Here is a 26,679-nt window from a genome sequence, read left to right on the forward strand (position 1 = left end):
TCATGTAGTATTATTTAAATGAATCGATTTTAGAAAAAGGGGTGATCCTAGTGAACTGTTGGGATTCCATCAATGTAACAAAGCAACTTGGATTTTATCGAAGCCTTATTTTATCATTATTATTTGGACTATTATCTTTTATCTTTTTGTATTTACCATTTACATTGATTCATAAAGATGTCTTAGTTAAAGACCACGGTCTAATCCCAGTTGTACTTGGATTAGCGATTTTACCTTTGTTGCATAAAGCATTACGAATTTTGCCTTTAAAATTCACGAATAAAAACTTACGATTAAAATGGACATTAGAGAAGAAATTTTTCCCTAACTTTCATGTAGTTAATCATACAAAAACAACGAAGCCAACATTATTTTTCGCTTTATTGACACCGACAATAATTATTACCATTCCTTGTATCATTAGCAGTTATTTTGTTCCATCTTATTATCCTTATTTTCTGCTATTAGGTGCAATTAATTTAAGTTTATCTTATATTGATTTTCTATATATTCGTCATCTATGGAAAGCACCAAAAAAATGTCTAATTTCAAATGAAGAACAAGGCTATGATATATTAATTCCACGCTAGACCCGTTTCGATACTATGAAGCGGGTTTTTGTATATTTTCAGATGTAAACATACACGCGTAGCATCAGAAAACTGAAGAAGTAATGTTTTTCTTCTTTTTTGATTACTTAACAAGCATGATATAATGATTACATACATACTTTTCAATTAATAATGGGACATACTGTTCAAATCTTTAATTTTTTGTTAAAGTAATGACATGAGAATAAGGAGGTAAGCTTGATGCTTTTTGTGTTTGTCATTTTTGCTTTTTTTATATTATTTATATTCAACTCTCTAACGATGAGACTTTGTTTACAAACTGAAATGTCACAGGAAAAACAACCAAATGTTTTTCGAACCATTAATATTTTAATTACCATTTTACTTGTATCTTCATATGTTGAAGTTATTTATATCTAATTAAAATTAGTAAAAATAATGTAATCGATATTTTTATTGTTATTTTTAATCAAAAGTATGTTATATTATTGCAAGAGTAAAAAAATAGCTTTAGTAAATAGTAGGAGTGTAGGTAGAATGAAAAAATTAGCAATCTCTGCAACAATTGCAGCAAGCGTTATCGCACTTTCCGCATGTTCTTCAGATGATTCTGAGACGGTAGTGGAAACAGATTCAGGTAGTGTTACAAAGGATGCATTTTATGAAGAATTGAAGGCAGCCAATGGCGAACAAGTTCTCCAACAATTGGTGCTCGAAACAATTCTTGAAGATAAATATGACGTATCCGATGAAGAAGTTGATAATGAAATCGAAACATTTAAAGAGCAGTATGGTGAGCAATGGGACATGGTCTTAACTCAAAGTGGTTATGCAGATGAAGAAGCATTCCGTGATGATTTGCGTGTCCAACTGCTTCAAGAAAAAGCTGCGACCGAAGATATAGAAGTAACTGATGAAGAAATTCAAAAGCATTATGAAAGAATGCAAACAAATCTAGTTGCTAGCCATATTCTTGTTGAAGATGAAGATACCGCAAATGAAGTTATTGACCAGTTAAATGATGGGGAAGATTTTGCAGCTCTAGCAGAAGAATATTCTAGCGATACAGGTAGTGCTGCTGACGGTGGTAATTTAGGAGAATTTGGTGCAGGTGAAATGGTTCCTGAATTTGAAGATGCAGCATACAATCTTGAAATTGATGAAATTAGTGAGCCTGTCCAATCTACACATGGCTTCCACGTTATTAAAGTTACAGACCGTGTAGAAGCGGAAGATGTAGAACCACTAGAAGATGTAGAAGATCAAATCAAAAGAGATATTGCATCGACTAAAATTGATCAAGCAGCTCTACAAACTAAAATTCAAGATTTAATGAAAGATGCTAATATTGATGTTCAAATCGAAGAATTCGAAGATTTATTCACATTTGAAGAACCACCTGTAGAAGAGCCAGCTCCTGAAGGCACACCAGAAGAGCCTACTGAAGAAGAATCTGCAGAAGAAGAAACTGAATAATACTACACCCCCCTATCTTCCACCATGTGAGAAGATAGGGGTTTTTATGTTATTCTAATAATATCAGATATGCTTACTCTGTTTATTTAGTGTGTACCATTCAAAAATTTTTGAAACAAGATTAGGAAGTGATAAATGATGAACTCGCTGAAGTATTTTTATGAGATGATTACGATTGATTATAAGTTGACAGATCAACAAAAACAGGATCTCTCTATTAATTTCCCCGCTCCACCTTTACCAGAAGCTATGAAAGGGGTACATTTGAATACTTTAACAAAAGGTACACCCGTTTCAGCTAGGGTTTTATTAAATGAATTCGAAGTAAGAAAAACGAAAACAAATAAATCCTTTTTAAAAGTTACATTGAGTGACCAATCTGGAAACATTTCCGCCAAAATGTGGGATAACAATGGGGAAGTTGATGCGATGCTTCCTGTATTAGAACAAAAAGGTGTCTTTGATATCCGTGGTCAAGTCGATGAATTTAACGGCTTTAAAAGTGTCACTGTATATGAAATGACACCATGCAAGGATGACATTGATCCCTTTACATTGCTTGCTTATACACAACAGGATATAGAGGCATTGCGAGATGAACTGTTTGCCTATCTTTACGAATTACAACAGCCCTATCAAGATATTGCACTTAAAGCAATGGAACAACTCTGGGAAGGATTTCGCATCAGTCCTGCCGCGAAAGGGTTTCATCACAATTATTTGGGAGGTTTACTGAAACATACCGTTGGTCTGATGCGCTTCTGTAGATACATAACGATCCAATCAGATAATCCCTTCCGTGCCGTAATGCAGTTAATCAACAAAGTAGAAACCGAATATAAACTAGAAATTTGGAACTCTTTAAAAGAAGACAATGCCAGACCAACATATGTATGGAAAGACTGTATTGATCACCTCTATCATATGGTACATGGAATGGCTGAGTTTAAATATGACAGCATTAACTATGATGCACTGATTACAAGTATTTTGTTCCATGATATCGGTAAATTAGCAGAGTATGATTATGCTGGTAAATCCTTCGATATTTTTCACTTTCTCTTTCCCACAGGGGAATTTAAAGATCCAAATCGCAAACAGGCTGGAATTGCGATGGACCCATTAGGTGTAAACATTGGTCATATTCCATATGGGGTGATGTTATTATCTAAAGTAATTGAGCATCATAAAATTTCTGTCACGATGGAAGATATTCACTTAATGTCTCACTGTATCCTTTGCCACCATGGGTTACCAGAATGGGGAAGCGCCGTTCGTAAACCTAGTAATCTAGAAGGCTATATTATTCATATTGTCGATTACTTGGATAGCCGTTATGAAAATACAGAAGCAGATGAAGAAAAATAAATATCGTCGTAAAAAATAACTTGATATCGCTCAAGTTATTTTTTTACCAAACTGATTCACTGATGGTTCTCAATAGAATCAGACATAACATGATCAACAAAAATAATGAGAACGGGTGCTTTTTCTTTAGCAGGATATCCATGATAAATAAGATCGAAATGATACATATTAATAAAATTCCAACAATGGAAATAAGCATTAAATAGAACATAATGTCACCTTTTCTTAAACCGATATATCCAATTTCAAACATTTTTGAATAATTTTATGGTACTATTACAATATTCATGTATAAAGTGGGGAATAAAAATGTTTGAGATCTTTGCTATTATTGTATTTATCATTCTATTATTTGATCTTTCAAAAATTAGAAATCAACATGACCAGATCATAGAACAGAATGAGGAAATCATCGAACTGTTAAAAGAATTACGTGATAAATAGAAGAAATGGGGAATTGTTATGGAGTGGCATCACAATAACTATGTAATTAGTGATGATAAATATTTACTCAATCTGGACATCATTTATAATCTTTTAAAGCCGACTTATTGGGCGAATGATCGAAGCAAAGAAACGATAAAGCACAGTATAAATAATTCATTTTCTTTTGGGGTTTACCTTGAAAATAAACAAATTGGATTTGCTCGTGTCGTTTCAGATCAGGCAGTATTCTCATGGATATTAGATGTGGTAATTGACCCAGAATATCAGGGGCGCGGAGTTGGTTCCATACTCATGCAATACATACTGGAACACCCTTCACTTAAAAAGACAAAATTTGCTTTAGCTACTAAAGATGCTCAACCATTTTACGAAACATTTAACTTTATAGAACGGCCATGTATGGTACGAAGAATTGCAAAGGATGAACAGTAAAGATGCAAGATTGGTTCTTCACGGTAATGAATGAATTTGGTTATCTTGGTATTATGTTTTTAATTGCATTGGAAAATATCTTTCCACCTATCCCATCGGAAGTAGTATTAACTTTTGGTGGTTTTTTCACTACTGTATCCTCATTACATGTCGTTGGTGTAATTCTTTCGTCAACGGCCGGATCTGTTTTAGGAGCGATTGTATTATATCTGATTGGAATGCAACTCAACATCCAGCGATTAGAAAGAATCGTTGATAAATGGGGGCACATTCTTCGCCTCAAGAAAGAGGACATCCATAAAGCAGATGCATGGTTTGATAAATATGGCTATTGGACCATCTTCTTTTGTCGCTTTATTCCATTAATCCGCAGTCTTATTTCAGTTCCAGCTGGGATGTCGCAAATGAATGTTAGTCTATTTTTAGTCTTTACCACTCTTGGAACTTTAATCTGGAATACGGTCTTAGTTTTCTTGGGAGCTTATGTCGGGGAATCATGGGAAGATATTGTCTATTATTTTGATATTTATTCTAACTTTTTTTATCTTCTCATTTGCTTTGGGTTCTTATTCTTTATTATTCGTTTTTTAAGAAGAAGGAAATAAAGTGAGACTTCCCTCAGTGGAGGTTTTACGGACGATTAGCACCGTGATAAAATGATGAAGCCATCCCCTTTCGATGGAGGATGGCTTGATAGATATTACAACAGTTTCTTTGCTGAAAACCGTAATGTTAACCATTACATCACAGATATCACGAACGGTACAATAGCCCATGCAGGCATGATCAACGTCCAATATAATAAGTACAGACTAACAGCAAAAAGAAACCACCTTAATATATAGCAAGCACTCGAAAAGAATTCTCGTACAACATCCATTTTCAAATCCTTTCTGTGATCACTTCTTGCTTATTTTTTTCTTTTGATGATATAGCCATTTTCTATTTTATCAAAGCCCACTTTTGGATAATAATCCATAGCAGATGGTGCAGACAGTAGAATCAAGGCAACATGTTCATTTAGTTCTTCTTTAACTTGTTCAATTAATTGTTTGCCGATTCCCTGATGCTGATAGGCTTGAACGACGGCTAAGTCTGACAAGTAACAGCAATAACTGAAATCAGTCAGTCCTCTTGCCACCCCCACTATTTTTTCCTGATCCCAAGCAGTGACTAATACATTGGCATGATCGAGCATTTGCTGCATACGATCTAAATCGTCGTAAGGTCTTTTAATGCCAGAAGCATGAAAAACTTCTGATAAATCCCTAGGTGTTATCGTTATATCATTTTTATACATAATATTCATAGTACACTCTCCCATTATAATGTAATACTTGCTTTTGCTGTCGCATTAGCAGTGAAATATAATACTTGATGATCCTTGCTTAATTCTGCGACAATCTCTAATACTTTTTCCTTTCGATTAGCATCAAAATGTACGAAACCATCATCAATCAAAAAAGGTAGCGCTAACCGGTTGGCCATGACATGACTTAACGCAAAGCGAATGGCAATATATAATTGATCCTTGGTTGCCTGTGATAATTCGATTACATGAAAAACAAAACCTTCTCTGTCTTCTACAATGATCGTTTCATTATCTTCTATATATATGTGCTGGTACCGGCCTAATGTCAGTTTGTTAAAATAATGACTTGCCTGTTCAAATACTTGCGGCATATATTTTTGTGAATACGTTGATTTTGCTTCCGTTACGTTTGCCAATGCCACTTGGTAAACGGCCCATTGATTTGCTGCTTCTTGTAATTCTTCTTGTTTTATCGCCAATTGATGCTTAAGAATGGAAACATCTTCATTTGCTTCTAACATAGCGATACTTGCTTTTTGATCACTTAATAAAGATTGTTTTTCTTTTATTTTTTCAGTAGTTTCATTGACTGATTGTTGACATTCATCACGTAAGATTTGCAAGGTATGTTCATCCTCAAAATCCCCATCAGCGATTTGCTTGATCTCTCCTTCGGTAAATATAACAGCTAAGCTATCATATAACTGATTGCTTTTCTGCTGTAACACATCAAGTTCTTCTTTTTCCTCTCCCTTTTCGATAAATGCTTCCTCTGTCTCCACTTCCGCTTTTTGTAATAATTGATTGATTTCCTGTTGATACGGTTTTTGTTTCTCTACAATGGAAGCCAATTTTGATTGCAGTTCTTCTCTTCTCGTTTGTAGTTGCACGTATTCAGTTCTTCTTGCCTGTTCCTCTTGGATGGTTAGTTTCAGATCCATCGTGGCTAATTCCAGTAAATCAAAGGTCTGTTGCTGTTCTCTTTTATGCTCTTCAAGGTTATTAGTTTCCGTTTCTAATTGTTTAATATCTAAGAGTTTCTCTTTTTGAGTAATTACTTGTTGATAAAGCCTTGGCCAATAGGTCAATTCTACATTGCTCAAAAAAGGATATTGCTTTTGCTGATCGGTTATTTTCTGTTCAATTTGGTTTATACGTTCCTGTAAAAAAGAAAGTCTTTCCGCTTGTTTTAACTGTTCATTTTGAGATTTCTGCCTTTCTTTTTCAATTTCAATTAACTTATGTTGGAGCTCTGATTGTTGCTGGATAATCCGCTCCCGCTCATTAATTTCCGCTTGACTTAAGGATGCTAGCTGTTCTTGACCTGGCTGTAACCATTGTTTGAATGCTTGTCCATATAATCTCATTGCGATGTTCTGACCAATGGCAAGAACAACTGTGACAATAGACCATACTAGATCTGTAACAAAGAAAAGAGCTACTCCTATTATGAAGCCAATAAGCAAAGCGAAACTAGATATTTTTATTTGCTTCTGATATGTTTGCAACCATTTTTGAAATTGTGCTTGTTGTTTGGTTTGATTATCTACTTGATTCACTTGTTCGATCTCATTTTTATATTGTTTTACTTGTTCCTGTTCCAACAGTGATTTTTGCAGTTGTTCTTTTTCTTCCAGCAATTCCTGTTTCATTTTGGCTGTTGATGACCTATCATTTTCTAGGTACTGTTTTTCTAAGGTTAATTTCTCACGCTGATTCGCTAAATCCGCCCATGCTTCTTCTAGATAGAAAGGAAGTTCTGTCTCTCGTAATTGCTCGATTGTCAGATTAATCTGCATACTATCAAGCTTGGTGATGATTTCTTGTTCGATTGTAGAGATGCGTGTTCTGATTTGTTCGATTTCTGCTTCGATTTGATCGATTTCATTTTTCAATTTTAAACCAAATTCTATTTTCTCTAATTTTTCGTCAGGAATTAGATCCAAACTGTTTATCTGTTGCTCGATTTCCGCTACATTATTACGAAGTACCTGTTCTTCACTTTTTAAAGGCAAAATCGAATCCTTCCATTCATTTAGACGTTTTAAACCTTCAACAGGGAACATCATGTTTTGATTTTGCCTTTTCAATTTCGCATTGGTGAAATAATAATCCTCTATTAAAGCGTAATGGGTTAACCGTTTTTCAGCTTGTTCCTGGTTTTCTTTGGTACTGCTTTTTTCTTGTTCTAATTGGAATAAGTGCTTTTCTAATTGTTCGATTTCCACTAATCGCTGTTGATACTGATTTTCCTTTTCCTTGGCGTTGGTTAACTCGTTCTTGAGATCTGCTAACTCTTGAAAAAGTTGATTGATCTCCGGCTTTTTTCCATACGGTTTAAACCAATCAGCCAGCTTTTTTTCTAATACCCTTTCCGCATGGTAAATACGGTCTGACCCTGTCATACCAACCGCTAATAATACTTCATGCAAGGATTCATTGTTAAGATCCTGAATTTGCTTTAGATCATGGGCGTCAAATGTATAGATCGATTGGAACTCTTTTCGGTCGATCCCTTGTAAAGCGGATTGTAACCACTCTTCATCCATTTGTGCTCCATTGTTTCCATAGATAATCGCCTGGTTTTTATGTTTTCCATGAACTCGTTCGATCGTGACGGTCTGATCGGCAAGACCGGAAATAGTTAACCTACCGCCAACTGTTGATCCCTTTTTCGGTGTGAATCGTTCTATCTGCTTCGCTTTCATGCCAAACAACATGTATAAAATAAATTGCCTTAACGTTGATTTGCCAGATTCATTCTCCCCGGCAATCTCGATATGACCATCCTGCTGAAAAGAGAAATGCTGATCGATCCATTTTCCAAACCCATATATATGTATGCTTTCTATTCGCAAGGCTTACCCCTCCTTTTCATGCAGTAGTTGATCTAATAAATACTCTGCTTCTCGTTGGATCTCGTTGTGGTCATCCTCTACCAACTTCGATAGCCATTTTCTACCTTCCGTGTGCTGCCATAATGGACTGATGGATTGTTCCAGGTTAGTTACTTGAAAAGCAGTTGCCAACTCTTCCAAAAAACGGCCGCCCTGTTGCCATTCAGAACGTTTCGGTGCTTTTGCCCATTTATAGCCGATCATATAGTGATGTTTTGATTCCTGATTCAGATAGTCAAGCACTTCTAATAACTGACCATTGATGAACCAGATTTCCTTATCTTCAGCTACTTGATAAAATTCCAGCTGGATTAACGTTTTTACTGTCGTGAAACTATTCGTAAGTTCTTTCAGCTGTTCTGTCACACTTGTGATATCTACCCATCCACTGGCATCTACTGGAACTTTTTCAAATATAATAGATGATAAAGGTAGGAACTCTAATTCTGGCTCATGCTCAGATAAGGTGACAAGATAACATCCCTTCTCCCCTGTTTCTTTCGTTGACCTACCTTGGATATTACCTGGATAAACTACTGGCGGTCTTTCTGTTAATATTTCTCGTTTATGTATATGCCCTAATGCCCAATAATCAAATCCAGCTTGTTTTAATTCCGTTAATTGAAAGGGAGCATAGGCTGCATGATCTTGTATGTTTTCATTGCCAATACTTCCATGTAAAGTCGCGATATGGAAGCAATGATCGTCTGTTTTCTGGTATTCTTTTGTTTTATTCTCAAGTACTGCTCGATTTTCGTAACTGAATCCATAGATTCTTGCCTGTACTTGATCATTTTTGACAAACGGGTAGGAAGTAACAGCTTCCTTATCAAAGATATAGACATTATCAGGATAGTTGCGCGGGAATGACTGGCTGTTCAAGTAATCATGATTACCGAAAGAGAGGTATACCGTTATCTGATGTTCTTGTAATCTTTGAAAAGCCTTTCGCAATGCCATATGTGCTTGCATGCTTTGTTCTTCCTGATCAAAAATATCCCCTACCAATAAAACAAAATCTACTTGAAGCATTATTGCTTGTTCGGTTAGATTTTCTAAAGCTTGAAACGTACTATTTCTAATGTCTGTTAATAGCTCAGTCGGAATGTTTTTCAAGCCTTTAAAAGGACTATCTAAATGTAAATCCGCACAATGAATAAAAGAAATCTTCTTTCTCATTTTCTTCACCTTCTTTCTCTCTCTATTGTAGCAGAGCACAAAACAGAATGCACGTTCGATAAGATGTTTTTTGGAATTTTATGTTAAACTACTGTTGTGGAGTGCGAGCAATCATATTGCCTACCATAGGGATCTGGTTAGTTTTCCATTATATGTGTGGTAGTATTTTTGGCGATGTTGAATGTGACCCTGTTTCGATGGAAGAAAAAGCGGTTAAAGGAGATGGACTCTTGATAAATAGGTTAAAGATTTTATTTTTTAATAGATTACACTTTTTAAAATCTAGTGATAGACCACTTGCCCCAAATGTAATAGAGCAGTTCGAGACCATTTATGAGCAATATATTGTAAAAGATAGCGGCTTATGGATTGACTATGATTTAGATTATCCGAAGCATTTATTTTTACAATATTTAATTAAGGTTAAAGATGTATTAGTTCATGGCTCTAACAACCCTGATATTGAGATATTTGAACCTAGAAACCAAACGTTAGCTAATAACAAACCGGTAAAAGCAGTTTTTGCAGCATCTGATGCTATTTGGTCTTTATATTTCGCTGTTATTAATAGATCAGAATATCAAGGGACATTGAAAAATTTATGTTTTTCGATTCCGACTAAAAAGGAAGTAAAACGATATTATTATTTTTCCGTTAATCAAGATTTTCAAGGTGAGTATTGGCGTAATGGTACGATGTATATTCTGCCAAAATCAGCTTTTGCACAGGGTGGTTCAAGAGAGGAATGGATATGCCAGGATAAAGTGAAACCATTGGCTAAGATCAGTGTAACACCTGAAGAATTTCCCTTCTTAGACCAAGTTCGAAAACACGATGAAAATATGGCTCATGTGAAAGTAGTTTTGACAGCACTGTTTTGGAATAAATAATTAAAGGATGATTAAATGACTATTCAACTCATTAGACCTACAAAAGTGTTAGAACAAGAATATCAGGAGTTCTATTGGGAGTGGAAAAGAAGTGGGGAAAAACTGATTCCTTCGATAATCGAAAAATTCCCTGATGATATAGACTGTTTTCTGCAATTTATTGATAATAATGAAAAAGGAAAGAACCTCCCAGATGGATGGGTTCCTGATTCTACTTTTTGGCTGGTAAAGGGCAAATTGATTATCGGTGTCGTAAATATTAGACATCAATTAACCGAGATGCTCCTTACTATCGGCGGTCATATCGGGTACGGTATTCGGCCGAGTGAAAGAAGAAAAGGTTATGCCACCAAAATTCTTGAGTTGGCGTTACTCGAGGCTAAAAGGGTAGGCATCAATAAAGCGCTTGTCACTTGTGATGCTGACAACATCGGTTCCCTAAAAGCTATTTTGAAAAACGGTGGAATAGAAGATGAGGAATTTATAGAGGACGATGGTAATGTTGTGAAAAGATTTTGGATTGAGTTATAGGAAGATTATGTGACTTAAAATAAGTAATGAAGCAAGAAGCCCTACTTATTTTAGGGCTCCTTGCTTCTATCCTCTTTTCAACAGTTCATCAAACCAAAACCCTCAAGATTCCATATCAGTATTTATTTCTGTTGCCTCTTTAAATTCTTCTCTCACAACCTTTGATGGATTTGTTGGGGATCCAAATATAAGACTTACGATAATGATTGCAACTGTACATAAAATAAACCCTGGTACAATTTCATACAAGTCATATATGCCCCCTTCAAGCTGCGACCAAATGATCACCGTTAAAGCTCCTACCACAATTCCAGCAATCGCCCCTCTTCTTGTTGTTCTCTTCCAAAATAAACTCAAAATGATAACCGGGCCAAAAGCTGCTCCAAATCCTGCCCATGCGTATCCAACTAAATCTAAGACTCTGCTTTCAGGATTTTGAGCAATTAGAATCGCAATAATCGCAATGATAATTACCGCTGCCCGTCCAATCCATACCAATTCTGTTTGACTTGCATTTTTTCTGATGATTCCTTTGTAAAAATCTTCTGCAACCGCACTAGAGGATACAAGCAACTGAGAATCAATCGTACTCATAATCGCTGACAGAATCGCAGCTAATAAAATTCCTGCAATCCATGGATTAAAAAGCTCTTGCGTGAACGCTATAAATACAGTTTCCGGATTTTCTAATGGTGCGTCTGCATAATAGGCGATCCCCGCAAATCCTGTAAAAATCGCGCCATATAAAGCAAACACCATCCAAGACATACCAACAAACCTAGCTTTTGGGATATCTTTTGTCGATTTTATCGCCATAAATCGTGTAATGATATGGGGTTGTCCAAAATACCCTAACCCCCATGCTAATAATGAAATAATACCAATGGCTGTTGTATCCGTAAACGCGTTTAGATAACCCGGATCTATGTTCCCAACTTGACTGACGACTTCATTCCATCCACCCAAAACATTGATTGCGATAATCGGTACAACAATTAACGCAAAGAACATTAAGATCCCCTGGAAAAAATCCGTCCAACTTACTGCTAAAAATCCTCCTAAAAATGTATACGATATAATGACGATTGCCCCAATCCATAATGCAGATTGGTAGTCTATACCAAAGGATTGTTCAAATAAAATTGCTCCTCCTACAAGGCCGGCCGATGTATAAAATGTAAAGAAAATCAAAATAACAAAAGCGGATATCACACGTAAGACCCGTGATTTGTCGCGAAAACGATTTTCTAAGAAATCTGGAATAGTAATGGAATCTTGAGCAACTTCTGTATAAGTTCTTAATCGTTTAGCAACGAACTGCCAATTTAAATAAGCCCCCACCGCTAAACCAATGGCAATCCAAATTTGATTCATCCCTCCTGCATACATAGCGCCTGGTAAACCAAGTAAGAGCCAGCTACTCATATCAGATGCTCCAGCACTTAAAGCCGCCACACTTCCACCTAAATTTCGCCCCCCTAAAACATAATCAGAGAGGTTATTCGTTAAACGAAATGCAACAATTCCAATAACTAACATCCCGACTAAATAGATAATAAACGTAATCAAAGTAACAATATCCATCATTCACTCTCCTTTTCCTGTAAATAAGGTGATTAACGATAGGAGAACAACTGATAACATAGGAATTAATAACCACGCCCATGTTGCTGAATTGATAGTTTCCTGTTCCATCAAGATCACCACCTATTTTGATTTTGGTATATATAGTGTCTACATCGACTTACTTTATATTCTTATTGTCATATTTTTTTTTGATTCCAAATTTAAAATCTTCTATTTTATAAAGATTGATGGTAATATTATGAAAAGTGTTTGGATTGAATGATAGGAGGAATCCTTTATGAACAAAGCACCTACAATTTCAGGGGAAAATATACTACTTCGTCAACCAATTGAAAGTGACATAGAAGACTATCTAAAAATCGAACATAACGAAGAATTAATGAGAATGTATAGCGGGGATCCAGCAAATATTAAGCCAAAAACAAGGGCAGACGCTGAAAGATTTATTCAAAAGATCAAATCCAATCCATTAGAATGGTGTATTGAATATCAAGGCAGATGCATCGGTCAGGCTCGTTTAACTGTAGATAAACGCGACAACCGTGCTCGATATGCCGTTGGATTATTCGATCCCTCCACTTGGGGACAAGGAATCGGTCAGGAAGTAACTAATCTAGTTCTGGATTTTGTATTCCATGAATTATCCTTGCATCGATTAGACTTACGAGTGCTGGAATACAATAAAAGAGCAATTAGGTATTATGAAAAATGTGGATTTATTAAAGAAGGAGTAGAGCGGGAAGGTGCTCTAATCAAAGGAAAATACGAAACAGATATAATGATGAGCATACTAGATCGTGAGTATTTCCAGGCTTGATCTATTATGTTATGATAGTAAAAAATAGTAAGGAGGTTTCCTGTTTGGAGCATGGTTCTGTAAGAAAATCTTATTATTTGAGGCAACTGGAAGCACTTATCGGTCGACTCTCACCCCATGACATTCCACAAGGTTTGGAAAAAGCGTATGGCAGAGAATTATCAGGTTATACCGGTGAATCAAAATTACCTTATCACTTACATATGGTACAATATGAAAAACTTCTGTTGTACGGTGTCCGGTTACCATGGCAAAAACACTTTTTCCAAATTGACAATCTATCCATTTTTCCGAAAAAAATCTTCATCTGTGAAGTCAAACACCTGAAAGGCAGACTATAAATTAATGAAGCTGACCAACTAGTACAGGAACTTGAAGAAGGAGAAATAGTGATTTATGATCATCCACTTTTACAGGCAAAATTCCAGCCAGAAAAACTAGAGGCACTGCTTAGTTTACACGGCTTCTCCTTTCCCCCTATTCATCCAATCGTTGTCTTTACTCACCCGAATGCAAACCTTAATTTCAAACATCCAGATATGATTCCTGCTCAACAATTACCTTTACGTCTATCCGAAATTCTCCATAAAAATCACATCCATACTAACTTTCAGGATTTACTATCAACTTCGAGCGCTTTTCTATCAACTTTCGGGATTTACTATCAACTCTGATTAAAGTAGCCGAGCAAATCGAAAGAAGCTATTTCGCTTATTCGAAATAGCTTCTTCCTAATACTATTCTTTTTTCGATAGCTGTAGTGCTTTTTTGAAGTCTTTTAAGGAGGTGGATGTACCGTACATGAGTACACCGCCTCGATATATTTTAGCTCCAATAATTGCAAACACTACAATTGTAGCAATTAAAATTAGAATACTTAATCCTACTTCCCAGAATGGAATGTCCAATAATCCCACACGTAAGAACATTACCATTGGAGAGAAGAATGGGATATACGATGAAATAACGACAAACGTTGATTCCGGCATACTTAAACCGACCATCGAAATCATAAATGCAGCAATAATTAAAAATGTGACAGGCGTCATCAATTGCTGTACATCTTCCGTTCTACTTACTAATGACCCTAACATTGCTGATAAAGTCGCGTACAAGAAATACCCTAACAAAAAGAAGATGATCGCGTATATAAATGTAGAAATGCTGACATCAGATAGTCCGAAAAATTCGAAGAAACCACCGATCAATTCATCTTGCTTCTGCATAATTACGAAGTAACCTGTTCCTAACAGAAGAACCATTTGGGTTAAGCCTACCAAACCTATCCCAAAAATTTTAGCAAACATTTGACTGACTGGTGAGGAACTTGAAATTAAGATTTCCATTACTCTTGAGGTTTTTTCATTGGCGATGTCCATCGCAATCATGTTTCCATACATAATGACTGCCATATATAGTAAAAATAAAATTACATAAACAAGGCCACGAGCTCCGTTTAATTCTTCTTCTGTTTTTACGTCACTTACCTCTCCGTCACCTGTAGCAATTAATTCATTCTCGAAATGAACAGGTTCATAGATCGAGGCAATCACTGCAGGATCAATACCTGATTGATTAGTAGCCATCTCTACTTTTATTTGTTGCAATTGATTTTCCAACGTATTTTGCGCCATTTGGCTTGTATAATCTCTGCTATAGTAAGTGGCTTCAGGTAATCCTTCCTCAGACTCTCTTATTTCTAACACGGAAATATATTCACCATCGTGGACTGCATCCTGTGCTTCTTCTAAAGTCCCATCAAAACGATCTAATTCAAAGTCCGCTTCCGTCCTTGATTCCAATTGTGAATAAACTTCTTCTTGTTCTGTTACAACTGCAACCTGGTCTGCCTCTTCTGAATCAAACATTCCTATAATGGATTGAATATTAGACATTAAAACAATTAGCGCTAGAATGATAGCAGTGGTGACTATAAATGACTTTGATTTTACTTTTGATAAATAGGTATGAGAAAAAACAATCCAAAATTTATTCATAAGACTCACCCGCTTTCTCAATGAAGATATCATTCAAGCTCGGTTCATCCAATTCAAATTTACGGATAAAACCTTTTCCGGATATTTCTTCCAACACGCGTTGGGAGACATCTTCACTTTCGATTTGACAAAGGACACCGTCACCAAAATATTTCACTTTAACAACACCAGCAACGCTTTCTAAAAATGATAAATCAAAATCCGCTTGTATCGATAAATTCTTCTTACCGAATGACCTTTTAATTTCTCGAAGATCGCCATGTAAAATCGGTTTTCCATGCTGCATCATACATAAATACTGACATAATTCTTCTACATGCTCCATACGGTGTGAGGAAAAGACGATCGACGTACCGGAGTTTTTTAATTCAATTACTGCTTTTTTTAACAATTCGACATTAACAGGATCCAATCCTGAGAAAGGTTCATCCAAAATTAACAATTTTGGTTTATGTATCACAGCAGATATAAATTGGATTTTTTGTTGGTTCCCTTTTGATAATTCTTCTACCTTCTTATCCATATATTGTGGGACTTTTAAATAATCTAGCCAGTTTGTCAATTCATCCAATACTTCTTTCTTTTGCATGCCTCTTAATTTCCCTAAATAAACTAATTGATCACGAACTTTTAGTTTTGGATATAAACCTCTTTCCTCTGGTAAATAACCAATTTCATCACTTTTACTGTAGTCGATTGTTTCTCCATTCCAAGTAATAGACCCTGATGTTTGATCTAATAAATTGAGGATCATTCGAAATGTCGTTGTTTTTCCTGCACCATTTGCACCAAGAAAACCAAATATATTCTGTTCGGGAATTTCAATTGATAAATCATCAACAGCTGTAAATGATCCAAATCTCTTCGTAACATTCTCTAATTTTAACGTCACATTCTTCACTCCTTCCACTTATAATTACGTATGCTATAGATAAAAAGTTTCAAATAAAAATGAGCTACAGTAAAAACTGTAACTCATGATGTCTAAAATTATTGTTGTGCTCCATATAATTCTTCTAATGGTTTTGTAATAATACGACTAATATCATTAACCAAAGCGTTCACACGTTGTTCTTGTTCCATTAGTTTGGAAATATCTTCATGTTGTTGTACAAGCTCGACAACTTGTTTTGCCTTTTCTACTTCCTCTTCTGTTATTTCCATACCTTGCATTTGCTTTTGTTGCAATTCTAACTGCGTATTACGGAAATTATCGAACATTTGCTTGGAATTCGGATCTTCCATTACTTTATCGTAAGCGGTTTTTAAATCCTTGAATTCCTCGCTTTCCTGAATAGCTTTTTCAAGCTCATTTGCACTGTCATAGACGTTTGACATAAAATAAAATCCTCCTAAATAGTTACGTCATTCATAAGTTGCTCTTCATATCATGTATATGTTCTACATGTACTTTACCACTATAACAAAGATTTAAACGACGATAAAGAGAATCGCCTGAAATAACCCAATAAAACCACCCAATAAAGCACCTAAATAGGTGATCAATTTAAATTCTTTTCGGGAAATCGATAAAATGATCTGCTCTATTCGGGAAGTTGGGAATGATGCTACCTGCTCTTCCACCATTTTTTCCACTTCTAATTGTTGTAGCATACTTGGTACACTATCTAACAATTTAGCAAATAGCTGATTGACTAATAACGGAAGTACCTTTTCTTTTATTTGTTCGGAGAAAGGACTCACCATTTCCTGAATTGGCTTCTCCAACCATTCTTCCACTGGTATATTATCGTTAATCATCGTGTGCAATAACTGTTGAGTCTCTTCCTTTTCAAACAATGGCTCGATAATCTGTACTTCTTGTTGCAGAAGGTTCGTCCATTCTTTTTTGACAGCTTTCTGGATCCATCTGTAGCCGTCTTCTGAACGTAAATAATCGATAACTAATTGTCGGACTTTCAGAGCTAATTCTTCGCTACTGAACATTGATAATACCATATTTCCCAAGAACCCTTTGGACTCAGCATAATGCTTAATCACGACTTCTATCTTGTGACGCGTTTCTTCATTATTTAATAAATCGATTCCTTTATCCTGCAAAATCTTAGATGCTTTTTCCAAATCTGTCTCTGTTACCGTCTGACCAAGCCAATGCTGAAGCGGTTTTTGTTTACTTTTTTGCAAAAAGTTACGAATTTGCTCCATGACTTTGTCTGCAATCATTCTTTTTACCTGATCTGGATTAAGATCTAATTGAAACTTTTCTGAAAGTTGACTGATGGTTATAGATTGTGCAAGGAAATGCTCCCATTCTTTATTGAACTTCTTTTGTACTTGTTGTTTTAATCCATGATCTTGCAATTTTAATTGAATACTTTCTACCGTTACTAAATGATTGACGACCAATTGCCCAAGTTGTTTGGCTAATTGATCACGCCTTTTCGGAATTACCCCAGGCGTAAAAGGAACTTTCCATTTACCGATATACTTTGCCTCATAAGGTCGAAATAGCATCTTAATGGCAATGGAATTCGTTAAACCACCAATGAAACCACCAATGACCACCAGGACAAGTATTGTAATTAGGTCTTCCACCCTTTCTTTCCTCCTTTCCGCTTTGCAAAAGTATAGTACACCTTTTGGCTGCATATAATGAATTAGCTTACATGAAGAAAGCAGGTGTCAACATGCGACAGACATTCCGAATAAAAGTCTACCCTAATAACAAAAACAGAATGATTATACCTATTAAGGCTTACTATCATTTACAACATGTTTCTGTAATTCAGCATGGCTTACAAAGCCTTTCCTGTGACATCTTAAGTCATCACAATAACACGGACACTATTTACCTTTCTTCTTCGATTATGAATCAACTTCATTTAATCAACCATGCACAAATTATTTTGGAGACGGATGACCACACCTGCCACATTTACTATCCATTCGGTGTTTTCATCCATCGTTCGCCTCATCAAACATCCTATGAACGACTATATCAGGAAATGGCTAGCGTCGGTCAACAAAAAGGATTTGAAACGATCTTTTTCTCCTATCATCACGTCTATCTTCAAACAAATAGTTTAACAGGATTTGTTTGGGAAGAACAACAATGGAAAACGATTGAAACAAGTATACCTTCTGTAATCTATAACCGAATACCTAATCGCAAAATCGAGTCACACAAAAAGATCCAAAAAATAAAACAATCTTTGACCACAGACTCTATTATATTTAATCCTGATTTTTTTAACAAATGGCAAGTATATGATGATATCATGAATCATGAAAGAGTCAATTATCTTCTACCTGATACCACTTTTCACCCTTCGATACAGACAGTTCAGCATAAACTCTTCCAACACCCGATTAATCTTATGGCTGTGAAAGGGGATGACACGAATCATTTCTATTTAGAACAAGTAGATGACCTTATTTTTGTCACATACAATCATAAAAACCGGCAATATTATAAAAATCTTGAACAATTTAGGCAGACGTATTTCCCTAATGGCTTCCGACAATATGTGTTGCAGGATGCGATAGATTTAAGACAACATCAAGGAGATCCCTTTTATTTAAGAGTGCATACGAATAAAACGAAGCATTGGCAAGTCTCCTTTTTATATGGTAGAAAAAATACAAGCAATGAATTGTTCGATACAGTTACACTACAAATAGAAAATCATATCATAAAAAAAGTAAAAGAATTAGCTTTAGTATTAAGCAAAGTATTAGAAAATATGTTGGATGGTACAATTGGAGAATTAGGTTTTGATATTGGTATGGACAAAGAACAAAGACTGTGGTTATTAGAAGTACATGCAAAGCCAAACTGGCAAGTGTTAACTCATCCGGCTTTTGCAGATAAAACACAAGAATATTTTACATCTTTATTTCAATTCTCATTAGCCATTGTTTCTGAATGATTTTCATTTTTTGGTTTAAGCTATGATTAGAGGAGGGATAATCATGGCAAAACCTTCGTCAAACCAAAAAACCGACTCACGTGAAAAGTATGAAGTCGATGTTGATCGAATGATTAATGAAGGTATGGCTGGTGGTACGACATATTCTATACATGGCCGGATGCAAATCGAACAAGCAAGAAAGTTACCAAAAGAAAAACAACCTTTTCCTGCTGAAACGGACGATGAATAATAAGCGCAGAGCAGCGGCATGCAAAGTGAGGACTTTAATTTCATTCCTTTTGCTGAGATAAAGGAATCACGGTGAGTTTACGAATCAGTTGGCGAACGGAACTAGATATATTTTTTTATAATAATTGAAACACACACTCTTTGAAAAGTGTGTGTATTTTTATGAAGATAAAGGTTATTGCACTGATTCTTTGTTATAATAGATGAAAAAGATTTTTCAATGAAAGAGGCCTTAAAGATGTTAGAACAACTTCAACAAATGTTTCCTAATTTAGTTACGAATACAAACGAGACAAAAATGGATACGATTACGTATAAATGGTACGTCACAAACGAAAATGACATTATCGGCGTACCGAAGGATGAATTAACAGAACGAGAAACAAAAATATTAGAAATATTACTGACGCCGTATAAAGCTAGTCAACCACCTACAACGGAACGCGAGAAATTATGGATGGATATTTTATTTCAAAAGGAAATCCCTAAAAAAATGATGGAAGATGATTTTTCTCCCTTTCATTTTGTTTATTTTTCCTTATCAGATGAGTCGATTGATCCTGAATCATTTCGAGAAGCGATTCGTGGTTTGTTCCCGCAAAAAACATCTATCCTTTGGGAAAACAACCATGAAGGAGTAATCATTCAGGAAGAAGCACAAACAATGGAGGATTTTGTATCTTATTCAGAGATCATCGAAGTGTTGACTACTGATTTTTATATGAACATAAAGCTTTTTGTCGGACCAACATTACTTCATATTCAACAAGCACTTGATTTCTATGGATGGATCAAAAAATGTTACCACTTAACCAGATGGCATAATCATGATGTTTTGCATTATATTGAAGCGATTCCTTACCTGTTTTTACATGACATCAGTGACAAGGAACAGCAGATGATTACTAATTCTATCCTTAACGACGTAAAAAATGATGAAGAATTATTAAAAACGGTTCAAGTCTTTTTGGAATCAAACTCTAATACAACCTTAGCAGCAAAAAAAATGTACATGCACCGCAACAGCTTACAATATCGAGTGGACAAATTCATCGAAAAAACAGGAATTGATGTGAAACAATTCGATGGAGCAATTGCTGTTTATCTATGCCTGCTAATGCGGACAAAATGGTAAAATCAGGAGATTGTTTCATTTTACGTACGGGCTTTTGTAACCGTGCACAAATAGGGTAGCTTTTTTTGTGCACGCTTTCTATTTACGTTTAGGTGTTTTACTAGTAAACTAATAGACATAGATGAAACGCTTTCAACATATTAGGAGGGAATACACAATGGCAGAATTATCATTAAGAAACATTGACAAAATTTATACAAAAGGTGACGAGAAAGCAGTTGACAATTTCAACCTTGAAATTAAAGACAAAGAATTTATCGTATTCGTAGGTCCATCTGGTTGCGGTAAATCAACTACACTTCGTATGATTGCAGGTCTTGAAGAAATTTCTAGTGGAGAGTTCTACATCGATGACAAATTGATGAATGAAGTTGCTCCTAAAGACCGTGATATCGCGATGGTATTCCAAAACTATGCATTATATCCACACATGAACGTATATGACAATATGGCATTTGGTCTAAAACTTCGTAAATTCAAAAAAGACGAAATCGAGCGTCGTGTAAAAGAAGCAGCTCGTATTCTAGGTTTGGAAGCATACTTAGATCGTAAACCGAAAGCACTTTCCGGTGGTCAACGTCAACGTGTTGCATTAGGTCGTGCAATCGTACGTGATGCTAAAGTGTTCTTGATGGATGAGCCTTTATCAAACTTGGATGCGAAACTTCGTGTGCAAATGCGTGCGGAAATCCAAAAGCTTCACCACCGTTTACAAACAACTACTATTTACGTTACACACGATCAAACAGAAGCGATGACAATGGCAACTCGTCTTGTTGTATTAAAAGATGGTATTATCCAACAAGTTGGTGCTCCTAAAGAAGTATATGACAAACCAAATAACATCTTCGTTGGTGGTTTCATTGGTTCACCAGCTATGAACTTCTTTAACGGTACATTAGAAGAAGGTAAAATTGCGCTTGGTGATACAAAAGTTGAAGTTCCAGAAGGTAAAATGAAACTTCTTCGTGAGCAAGGATATATCGGTAAAGAAGTAGTACTAGGTGTACGTCCAGAAGATATCCATGATGAGCCTGTCTTCTTAGATGCAAACCCAGGTAAAAAAATCACAGCTACTATCGACGTATCTGAGCTAATGGGGTCTGAGTCTTACCTTTACTCTGAAGTTAATGGTCAAGAATTCGTTGCACGTGTTGATTCTCGTACGGATATCCACGGTGGCGAAAAAATCGATCTTGCATTTGACATGCACAAATGTCACTTCTTCGATAAAGATAACGAACAACGTATTCAATAATTTTATAAAATATGTAATAAAACCCGTTTCGATAAAACTTTCGAAACGGGTTTTTATTTATAGACAAGAAAAGTTGCGCGGATGTCTAGCTTCGATTGATTTTATCTTTCATTCAAACTATCAGGACAACTCTTGTTCATAGACAACAAGCTCCACGGTATAATTACAAGCTGAACAAACGCCAACATGTACACACTGATGTGATGCACTGGAATTAGGTATACCATCAATCAGTTGCGCATCATTCATTTCAATATACGGCGCATAATCATCATAGTAATCGACAACCTTTCCTCCATCTAACATATGCGCATCACATACCGGACATCTATGCTCCATTTTTTCTAAGCCATTACATAGATAACAAATATACATACATATCCTCCGGAATGATTCATTAGAAAAACTCGGATTATCGTCCAAGTTTCACTTATATTTCTAACTCACAATTTTTTCCTTCGCATCTTTTATCTTGATCCAAATTTTTATATTTTCGTAATGTTTAAAAAAGGAGACACTTAAATAAGCGTCTCCTTCTTCTTATTATTCAATTATTGTTGTTGGTTTCCACCAAATTGTTGTTCAGCCATTGTTACTAAACGTTTTGTGATTTCTCCACCAACTGAACCGTTAGCACGAGAAGTAGAATCTGCACCTAAGTTTACACCAAATTCTTGTGCAATCTCATATTTCATTTGATCTAGTGCTTGCTCTACTCCAGGAACAACTAATTGATTTGAATTGTTAGTCGCCATCTTTGATCACCTCCTGTACACCATATTGTGAACAAAAAGGAGATCAATATGCTTTTATTTTCTTAGCAATTTCTAGCAACTATTCCAATTCGATTATTTTGGATATGTCATCTCTTCCGGCTTAATCCATTCATCAAATTGTTCGGCTGTCAATAACCCTGATTCGACTGCAGATTCTTTTAATGTAGTATTATTTGCAAAGGCTTGTTTGGCAATTTTCGCTGCATTTTCATATCCGATATGTGGATTAAGTGCTGTAACTAACATGAGCGAATCGTTTAAGTTCTTCTCGATTTGCTCATGGTTTGGCTCAATTCCTGCAGCACAACGGTCATTAAACGATAACATACTATCTGCTAAAAGTTGTGCAGATTGCAAGAAATTATACGCAATAACTGGTTTAAAAACATTTAATTCAAAATTACCCTGACTTGCAGCAATACCAATCGTTGCATCGTTCCCCATCACTTGTGTCGCCACCATTGTAATTGCTTCACTCTGTGTCGGATTAACTTTCCCAGGCATAATGGAACTTCCTGGTTCATTTGCAGGAATCGTAATTTCACCAATGCCGCAACGAGGCCCACTTGCCAACCAGCGTACATCGTTCCCAATCTTCATTAAGTCTGCAGCAAGTCCTTTTAGTGCTCCATGTGCATAAACTAATTCATCATGGCTTGTAAGCGCATGGAATTTATTCGATGCGGAAACAAAAGCTTTTTCTGTATATTCACTGATTTTCTCAGTCACACGCTCTGAAAATTCAGGATGCGCATTCAATCCAGTACCAACTGCAGTACCACCAATAGCCAATTCTTTCACATATGGAATGCTGTCTACGATCATCGATTCTGTTTTTTCTAACATACGGTGCCAACCACTAATTTCTTGTCCTAATGTTAGTGGTGTAGCGTCTTGAAGGTGAGTACGACCGATTTTAACGATATCTTCAAATGCTTCCATCTTTTCTTTTAGCGTTTCTTTTAATGTTGCTAACGCAGGTAAGACAACGTCCTCCATTTTACGAACAGCGGCAATATGTAATGCAGTTGGGTAGGTGTCATTGGAACTTTGTGATTTATTAACGTCATCATTTGGATGCAACGTTACATCACTATTTTGTTCCTTTAACCACTGATTTCCTACATAGGCAATTACTTCATTGACGTTCATATTTGATTGTGTACCACTTCCTGTTTGCCAAACTACTAACGGGAAATGCTCATATAATTCCCCAGCTAAAATACGGTCTGCAGCAAATTTAATCGCATCCGCTTTCAAATCTTCCATTAAACCTAATTCACTATTTACAATAGCAGCACTTCTTTTTAAAATCGCAAAACCTTCAATAATTTCTTTTGGCATAGTTTCATTACCGATTGGGAAGTTTTCTTTACTTCGCTGTGTTTGTGCTCCCCAATACTTATCAATCGCAACCTTCATTTCACCGATAGTATCACGTTCAGTACGATAATCCATTATACACTTCTCTCCCTTATGTAATCTTCCTCTTTATTGTATCAAAAAAGAATAAAAAAATAGAGACAAAAGCTATTTTGTCTCTACATATGGTATACCAGTACGGTAAAGCCCCTTTGTTTCCATTCCACCGAGCCCTCTTTCACCAGTGAGCGTGTTTTTTAACACATCATAAACATTCACTTTATCCATAAAAGGTGTGTAGGCTACTTTCGCTACAACATAGACGGGATCTAACGCATGAATATTGACGCGATCTGGTGAGCTTGCAAAATTAGCCCCTGCGCGAATTAGTGATTCGAAGTGTGATTGACATGCCCCTGCAAAAATAATCAATTGATCCAGATTGGGAGACCATGCTCTCGCTTGGCGTACAGCTTCCACAAAAAATCGGGTATTACGGTACGCAGACAATTCTTTTTTATTGCCCTTTGAATCTGAATAAGCATCATGACCTGTAATAACGATAATCTCAGGCTGTACTTTTTTAACTAGGTCTTCCATTTCAAAAGGTAATTCCTTTTCTTGCACATACACACCATGCACTTGCAATCCTAGCCGCTGATATAATTCAATGCATTTTTTTAAATACAGTCGATCACCATCAATGTGTAATACTTTTACTGGTAATTGAAATCGTTGAATATTACGTGGCTCTATTTTTTTATGTTCATAATCTTTTTTTTCTTTCATTAACTGATAATCTTGACGAAAAAGACGATATGAATACTCTTCTTTTTCTTTTATTTCATCTTGTCTTTTCCTGATATCATCTTCCGGTAAAATGCGAACATCATCGATAGGAGCGTCTGCTTCCAGTCTTAAATCTTCGCCGTGTAGTAATAATTTATCACCATTTATATTTTTGATACGAAAAACGATATCATGTTTGTAAGAATATCGTGTCACAAGCATTCCTGTCATCAGCTTCACCAAATCACCCCATAATGAGCTTGCTACTACAGGCTATGTAAAGCTAACGATTTTGGTGAATAACATTAAATATTGGTAACATCAAAACCCAAGCACAATCCTTACAACACACTCCATCCCAATTCGAAATAGATACATACTGCGAACTAATGAAAAATCAGAATTGCTCTTTTCCATTCTGATTAAAGATAAGTGCTATGATACGTTCCGGCAAGATACTTCGCTTTCCACGGGCACGGCCTCAGCCTCCTCAACAAGCAAAGAACGCTTGTCTGCGGGGTCTTCGGACACGTGCTGGTCCCGTAGGAGTCTGCGTATCTTGCCTCCACTGGTAGTGTAGCACTGATTATTTTGAGGATAAAACTCATGGAATTATATTCTTAGGATTTTCTGTTACTTTATCAGAACACTATTCTGAGCTGCGGTAAAATGCGACACTCCTGGGGGACCAGCGCGAGCTGAAGATCCCGCAGGCAGCGGTTTTCTGCTGAGGAAGCTGAAGCCGTGCCCCCGGAAAGGGAGTATTTTTCCGCAGCGACGAACTTACACTCCACTCCAAAAGAATGGAAGAAAGCAAACCCACATGACTGTTACTTCGCAGTTTATGGATTATGCGCACATTTTTTTACTTAATTAAAAAAACCAAGAAGCTCAAACTTCTTGGTTTATGGATAAAGTCCAAAGTATTCTTCTAGTGTTATTTGCGCTTGATAAATTTCTGTTGCTATTTCTTTGCCAACATAACGTAAATGCCACGGTTCATAACTGTATCCAGTAATGTCTTCTTTGCCTTCAGGATAACGAATAATAAACCCATGTTCATGTGCATGATCTTCCAACCATTGTCCTTCATCTGTTTCAATAAAGCTTTGTTCCAAAACTGCCACTAGTGCTGCGGAGGCAACGTCCATTGCTAATCCTGTCTGATGCTCGCTTGTTCCAGGTTTGGCTGAAAATTTATCCGCATGCGCCTGACCGTTCGTAGCCACATTACTTTCATATATTTGTTTTTGACGATCATATGAGCGATAACCGGATACCGCTACAAGATCTAAATCATCTTCCTTAGCAGCTACAAAAAGGGCATCCAACGCATCTGCTGCTACTTTTCGTAATAAACGTTTTGGATCTCCTTCTGCTGCATGGTAAGGAACATCCGCCTCTACTAAATCATCTGGTTCGAATCCGTCCGGTAATTTTCGTTGTTTATTGACAACAAGTGATACACTGTTAGGATCATCTATAACCGTCAATGAATCATTGGCATTTTCATCAGTCTGTTGATTTTCTTCTTGATTTTGATTTTCTTCTTCCTTTTCTTCTGTCTCCTCTGTATCGTCTGCTGGAACAAAAGCTTCAGGTTCCTTTTTATAATCATGTTGAACATTTCTTTTCTCTAATTGATTTGCCAAATAATCTTCTTGCTGACATCCAATTAAGAAGGCGGTCAACATGATAAAAATTACCGTTTTTTTCATTTTTAAAACCCTTCC

The 26,679-nt window shown here is 36.1% G+C and carries 29 protein-coding genes; 16 read left to right on the forward strand and 13 right to left on the reverse strand.

Annotated elements, in window-relative coordinates; all coding sequences use genetic code 11:
- The first annotated feature begins 50 nt into the window (after positions 1–50).
- The 7 genes from GI584_RS17405 (at position 51) to GI584_RS17430 (ending at position 4,900) form a co-directional block, all read left to right on the forward strand.
- Complete coding sequence (locus GI584_RS17405) at positions 51–590, forward strand: DUF3267 domain-containing protein (protein WP_100359525.1); 540 nt, start codon at positions 51–53, stop codon at positions 588–590.
- 222 nt (positions 591–812) lie between these two features.
- The gene (locus tag GI584_RS17410) at positions 813–992 is read left to right on the forward strand and encodes a hypothetical protein (protein ID WP_100359524.1); all 180 of its coding nucleotides are present in this window, start codon (positions 813–815) and stop codon (positions 990–992) included.
- Between the two features lie 117 nt (positions 993–1,109).
- Positions 1,110–2,048 (forward strand): peptidylprolyl isomerase, encoded by a 939-nt coding sequence (locus GI584_RS17415; RefSeq protein ID WP_100359523.1) that lies wholly within the window; start codon positions 1,110–1,112, stop codon positions 2,046–2,048.
- Between the two features lie 135 nt (positions 2,049–2,183).
- Positions 2,184–3,416, forward strand: a complete 1,233-nt coding sequence (locus GI584_RS17420) for a hydrolase (RefSeq protein WP_325063409.1) — start codon at positions 2,184–2,186, stop codon at positions 3,414–3,416.
- 309 nt (positions 3,417–3,725) lie between these two features.
- Positions 3,726–3,860, forward strand: a complete 135-nt coding sequence (locus tag GI584_RS24255; protein WP_267902827.1) for a hypothetical protein — start codon at positions 3,726–3,728, stop codon at positions 3,858–3,860.
- Between the two features lie 18 nt (positions 3,861–3,878).
- Complete coding sequence (locus GI584_RS17425) at positions 3,879–4,295, forward strand: GNAT family N-acetyltransferase (protein WP_153792007.1); 417 nt, start codon at positions 3,879–3,881, stop codon at positions 4,293–4,295.
- Positions 4,296–4,297: 2 nt separating this feature from the next.
- Entirely contained in the window at positions 4,298–4,900 is a 603-nt protein-coding gene (locus GI584_RS17430; RefSeq protein ID WP_153792008.1) for a DedA family protein, read from the forward strand.
- A gap of 305 nt (positions 4,901–5,205) precedes the next feature.
- Here the strand turns inward: GI584_RS17430 and GI584_RS17440 are convergent, their stop codons facing one another.
- Genes GI584_RS17440 through GI584_RS17450 form a run of 3 tightly spaced genes read right to left on the reverse strand, consistent with a single transcriptional unit; the run spans position 5,206 to position 9,683 of the window.
- Complete coding sequence (locus tag GI584_RS17440; RefSeq protein ID WP_100359520.1) at positions 5,206–5,604, reverse strand: GNAT family N-acetyltransferase; 399 nt, start codon at positions 5,602–5,604, stop codon at positions 5,206–5,208.
- A gap of 14 nt (positions 5,605–5,618) precedes the next feature.
- Positions 5,619–8,465, reverse strand: coding sequence for an ATP-binding protein (locus GI584_RS17445; protein ID WP_153792010.1), 2,847 nt, complete (start codon positions 8,463–8,465; stop codon positions 5,619–5,621).
- 3 nt (positions 8,466–8,468) lie between these two features.
- Entirely contained in the window at positions 8,469–9,683 is a 1,215-nt protein-coding gene (locus tag GI584_RS17450; protein ID WP_153792011.1) for a metallophosphoesterase family protein, read from the reverse strand.
- A gap of 116 nt (positions 9,684–9,799) precedes the next feature.
- On the opposite strand from GI584_RS17450, the gene GI584_RS17455 reads away from it, so the two are divergent.
- Together GI584_RS17455 and GI584_RS17460 are read left to right on the forward strand one after the other, a co-directional pair.
- The gene (locus GI584_RS17455) at positions 9,800–10,573 is read left to right on the forward strand and encodes a hypothetical protein (protein ID WP_100359517.1); all 774 of its coding nucleotides are present in this window, start codon (positions 9,800–9,802) and stop codon (positions 10,571–10,573) included.
- Between the two features lie 15 nt (positions 10,574–10,588).
- Complete coding sequence (locus tag GI584_RS17460) at positions 10,589–11,104, forward strand: GNAT family N-acetyltransferase (RefSeq protein WP_153792013.1); 516 nt, start codon at positions 10,589–10,591, stop codon at positions 11,102–11,104.
- Positions 11,105–11,206: 102 nt separating this feature from the next.
- Here the strand turns inward: GI584_RS17460 and putP are convergent, their stop codons facing one another.
- The gene (gene putP, locus GI584_RS17465; RefSeq protein ID WP_153792014.1) at positions 11,207–12,688 is read right to left on the reverse strand and encodes a sodium/proline symporter PutP; all 1,482 of its coding nucleotides are present in this window, start codon (positions 12,686–12,688) and stop codon (positions 11,207–11,209) included.
- Between the two features lie 280 nt (positions 12,689–12,968).
- On the opposite strand from putP, the gene GI584_RS17470 reads away from it, so the two are divergent.
- Genes GI584_RS17470 through GI584_RS17480 form a run of 3 tightly spaced genes read left to right on the forward strand, consistent with a single transcriptional unit; the run spans position 12,969 to position 14,182 of the window.
- Positions 12,969–13,508 carry a GNAT family N-acetyltransferase gene (locus GI584_RS17470; protein WP_153792015.1) on the forward strand — a complete coding sequence of 180 codons (540 nt, stop codon included), beginning with the start codon at positions 12,969–12,971 and terminating at the stop codon, positions 13,506–13,508.
- A 44-nt stretch (positions 13,509–13,552) separates the two neighbouring features.
- Positions 13,553–13,849, forward strand: a complete 297-nt coding sequence (locus GI584_RS17475; RefSeq protein ID WP_194842026.1) for a nuclease-related domain-containing protein — start codon at positions 13,553–13,555, stop codon at positions 13,847–13,849.
- Between the two features lie 48 nt (positions 13,850–13,897).
- A complete protein-coding gene (locus GI584_RS17480) occupies positions 13,898–14,182 on the forward strand; it encodes a hypothetical protein (RefSeq protein ID WP_153792017.1) in 285 nt (94 codons plus the stop codon).
- 63 nt (positions 14,183–14,245) lie between these two features.
- Here GI584_RS17480 and GI584_RS17485 read toward each other — a convergent pair whose 3' ends face one another.
- From GI584_RS17485 to GI584_RS17500, 4 genes are all read right to left on the reverse strand, one after another.
- Positions 14,246–15,505 (reverse strand): ABC transporter permease, encoded by a 1,260-nt coding sequence (locus GI584_RS17485; protein WP_153792018.1) that lies wholly within the window; start codon positions 15,503–15,505, stop codon positions 14,246–14,248.
- Positions 15,498–16,397 carry an ABC transporter ATP-binding protein gene (locus tag GI584_RS17490; RefSeq protein ID WP_153792019.1) on the reverse strand — a complete coding sequence of 300 codons (900 nt, stop codon included), beginning with the start codon at positions 16,395–16,397 and terminating at the stop codon, positions 15,498–15,500. Before GI584_RS17490 ends, GI584_RS17485 begins: the two co-directional genes overlap by 8 nt.
- A 98-nt stretch (positions 16,398–16,495) precedes the next feature.
- Positions 16,496–16,843, reverse strand: a complete 348-nt coding sequence (locus GI584_RS17495; RefSeq protein WP_153792020.1) for a YlbF/YmcA family competence regulator — start codon at positions 16,841–16,843, stop codon at positions 16,496–16,498.
- Between the two features lie 93 nt (positions 16,844–16,936).
- Positions 16,937–18,061, reverse strand: coding sequence for a DUF445 domain-containing protein (locus tag GI584_RS17500; RefSeq protein ID WP_194842027.1), 1,125 nt, complete (start codon positions 18,059–18,061; stop codon positions 16,937–16,939).
- A 92-nt stretch (positions 18,062–18,153) separates the two neighbouring features.
- Here GI584_RS17500 and GI584_RS17505 point away from each other — a divergent pair, with 92 nt between their 5' ends.
- The 4 genes from GI584_RS17505 to GI584_RS17520 all read left to right on the forward strand — a co-directional run bounded on the left by GI584_RS17505 (position 18,154) and on the right by GI584_RS17520 (position 22,019).
- The gene (locus GI584_RS17505; protein WP_153792022.1) at positions 18,154–19,395 is read left to right on the forward strand and encodes a YheC/YheD family protein; all 1,242 of its coding nucleotides are present in this window, start codon (positions 18,154–18,156) and stop codon (positions 19,393–19,395) included.
- 43 nt (positions 19,396–19,438) lie between these two features.
- Positions 19,439–19,627: a hypothetical protein gene (locus GI584_RS17510; protein ID WP_100359508.1), complete on the forward strand. Its 189-nt coding sequence runs from the start codon at positions 19,439–19,441 to the stop codon at positions 19,625–19,627.
- Positions 19,628–19,864: 237 nt separating this feature from the next.
- Positions 19,865–20,761: a PucR family transcriptional regulator gene (locus GI584_RS17515; RefSeq protein WP_100359507.1), complete on the forward strand. Its 897-nt coding sequence runs from the start codon at positions 19,865–19,867 to the stop codon at positions 20,759–20,761.
- A 157-nt stretch (positions 20,762–20,918) separates the two neighbouring features.
- Positions 20,919–22,019: an ABC transporter ATP-binding protein gene (locus GI584_RS17520; RefSeq protein WP_153792023.1), complete on the forward strand. Its 1,101-nt coding sequence runs from the start codon at positions 20,919–20,921 to the stop codon at positions 22,017–22,019.
- Positions 22,020–22,139: 120 nt separating this feature from the next.
- On the opposite strand, the gene GI584_RS17525 is transcribed toward GI584_RS17520, so the two are convergent.
- The 5 genes from GI584_RS17525 to GI584_RS17545 all read right to left on the reverse strand — a co-directional run bounded on the left by GI584_RS17525 (position 22,140) and on the right by GI584_RS17545 (position 26,664).
- Positions 22,140–22,394, reverse strand: coding sequence for a hypothetical protein (locus GI584_RS17525; protein WP_194842028.1), 255 nt, complete (start codon positions 22,392–22,394; stop codon positions 22,140–22,142).
- Between the two features lie 176 nt (positions 22,395–22,570).
- Positions 22,571–22,774 (reverse strand): alpha/beta-type small acid-soluble spore protein, encoded by a 204-nt coding sequence (locus GI584_RS17530; RefSeq protein ID WP_018933661.1) that lies wholly within the window; start codon positions 22,772–22,774, stop codon positions 22,571–22,573.
- Positions 22,775–22,867: 93 nt separating this feature from the next.
- Positions 22,868–24,253, reverse strand: a complete 1,386-nt coding sequence (fumC, locus tag GI584_RS17535; RefSeq protein ID WP_100359505.1) for a class II fumarate hydratase — start codon at positions 24,251–24,253, stop codon at positions 22,868–22,870.
- 72 nt (positions 24,254–24,325) lie between these two features.
- On the reverse strand, positions 24,326–25,186 hold the full coding sequence (gene yabG / locus GI584_RS17540; RefSeq protein WP_100359504.1) for a sporulation peptidase YabG: 861 nt from the start codon (positions 25,184–25,186) through the stop codon (positions 24,326–24,328).
- 665 nt (positions 25,187–25,851) lie between these two features.
- Positions 25,852–26,664: a M15 family metallopeptidase gene (locus GI584_RS17545; protein ID WP_153792024.1), complete on the reverse strand. Its 813-nt coding sequence runs from the start codon at positions 26,662–26,664 to the stop codon at positions 25,852–25,854.
- Between the last annotated feature and the right edge of the window lie 15 nt (positions 26,665–26,679).

The organism is Gracilibacillus salitolerans, from assembly GCF_009650095.1.
In the GTDB taxonomy this organism is placed as follows: domain Bacteria; phylum Bacillota; class Bacilli; order Bacillales; family Amphibacillaceae; genus Gracilibacillus; species Gracilibacillus salitolerans.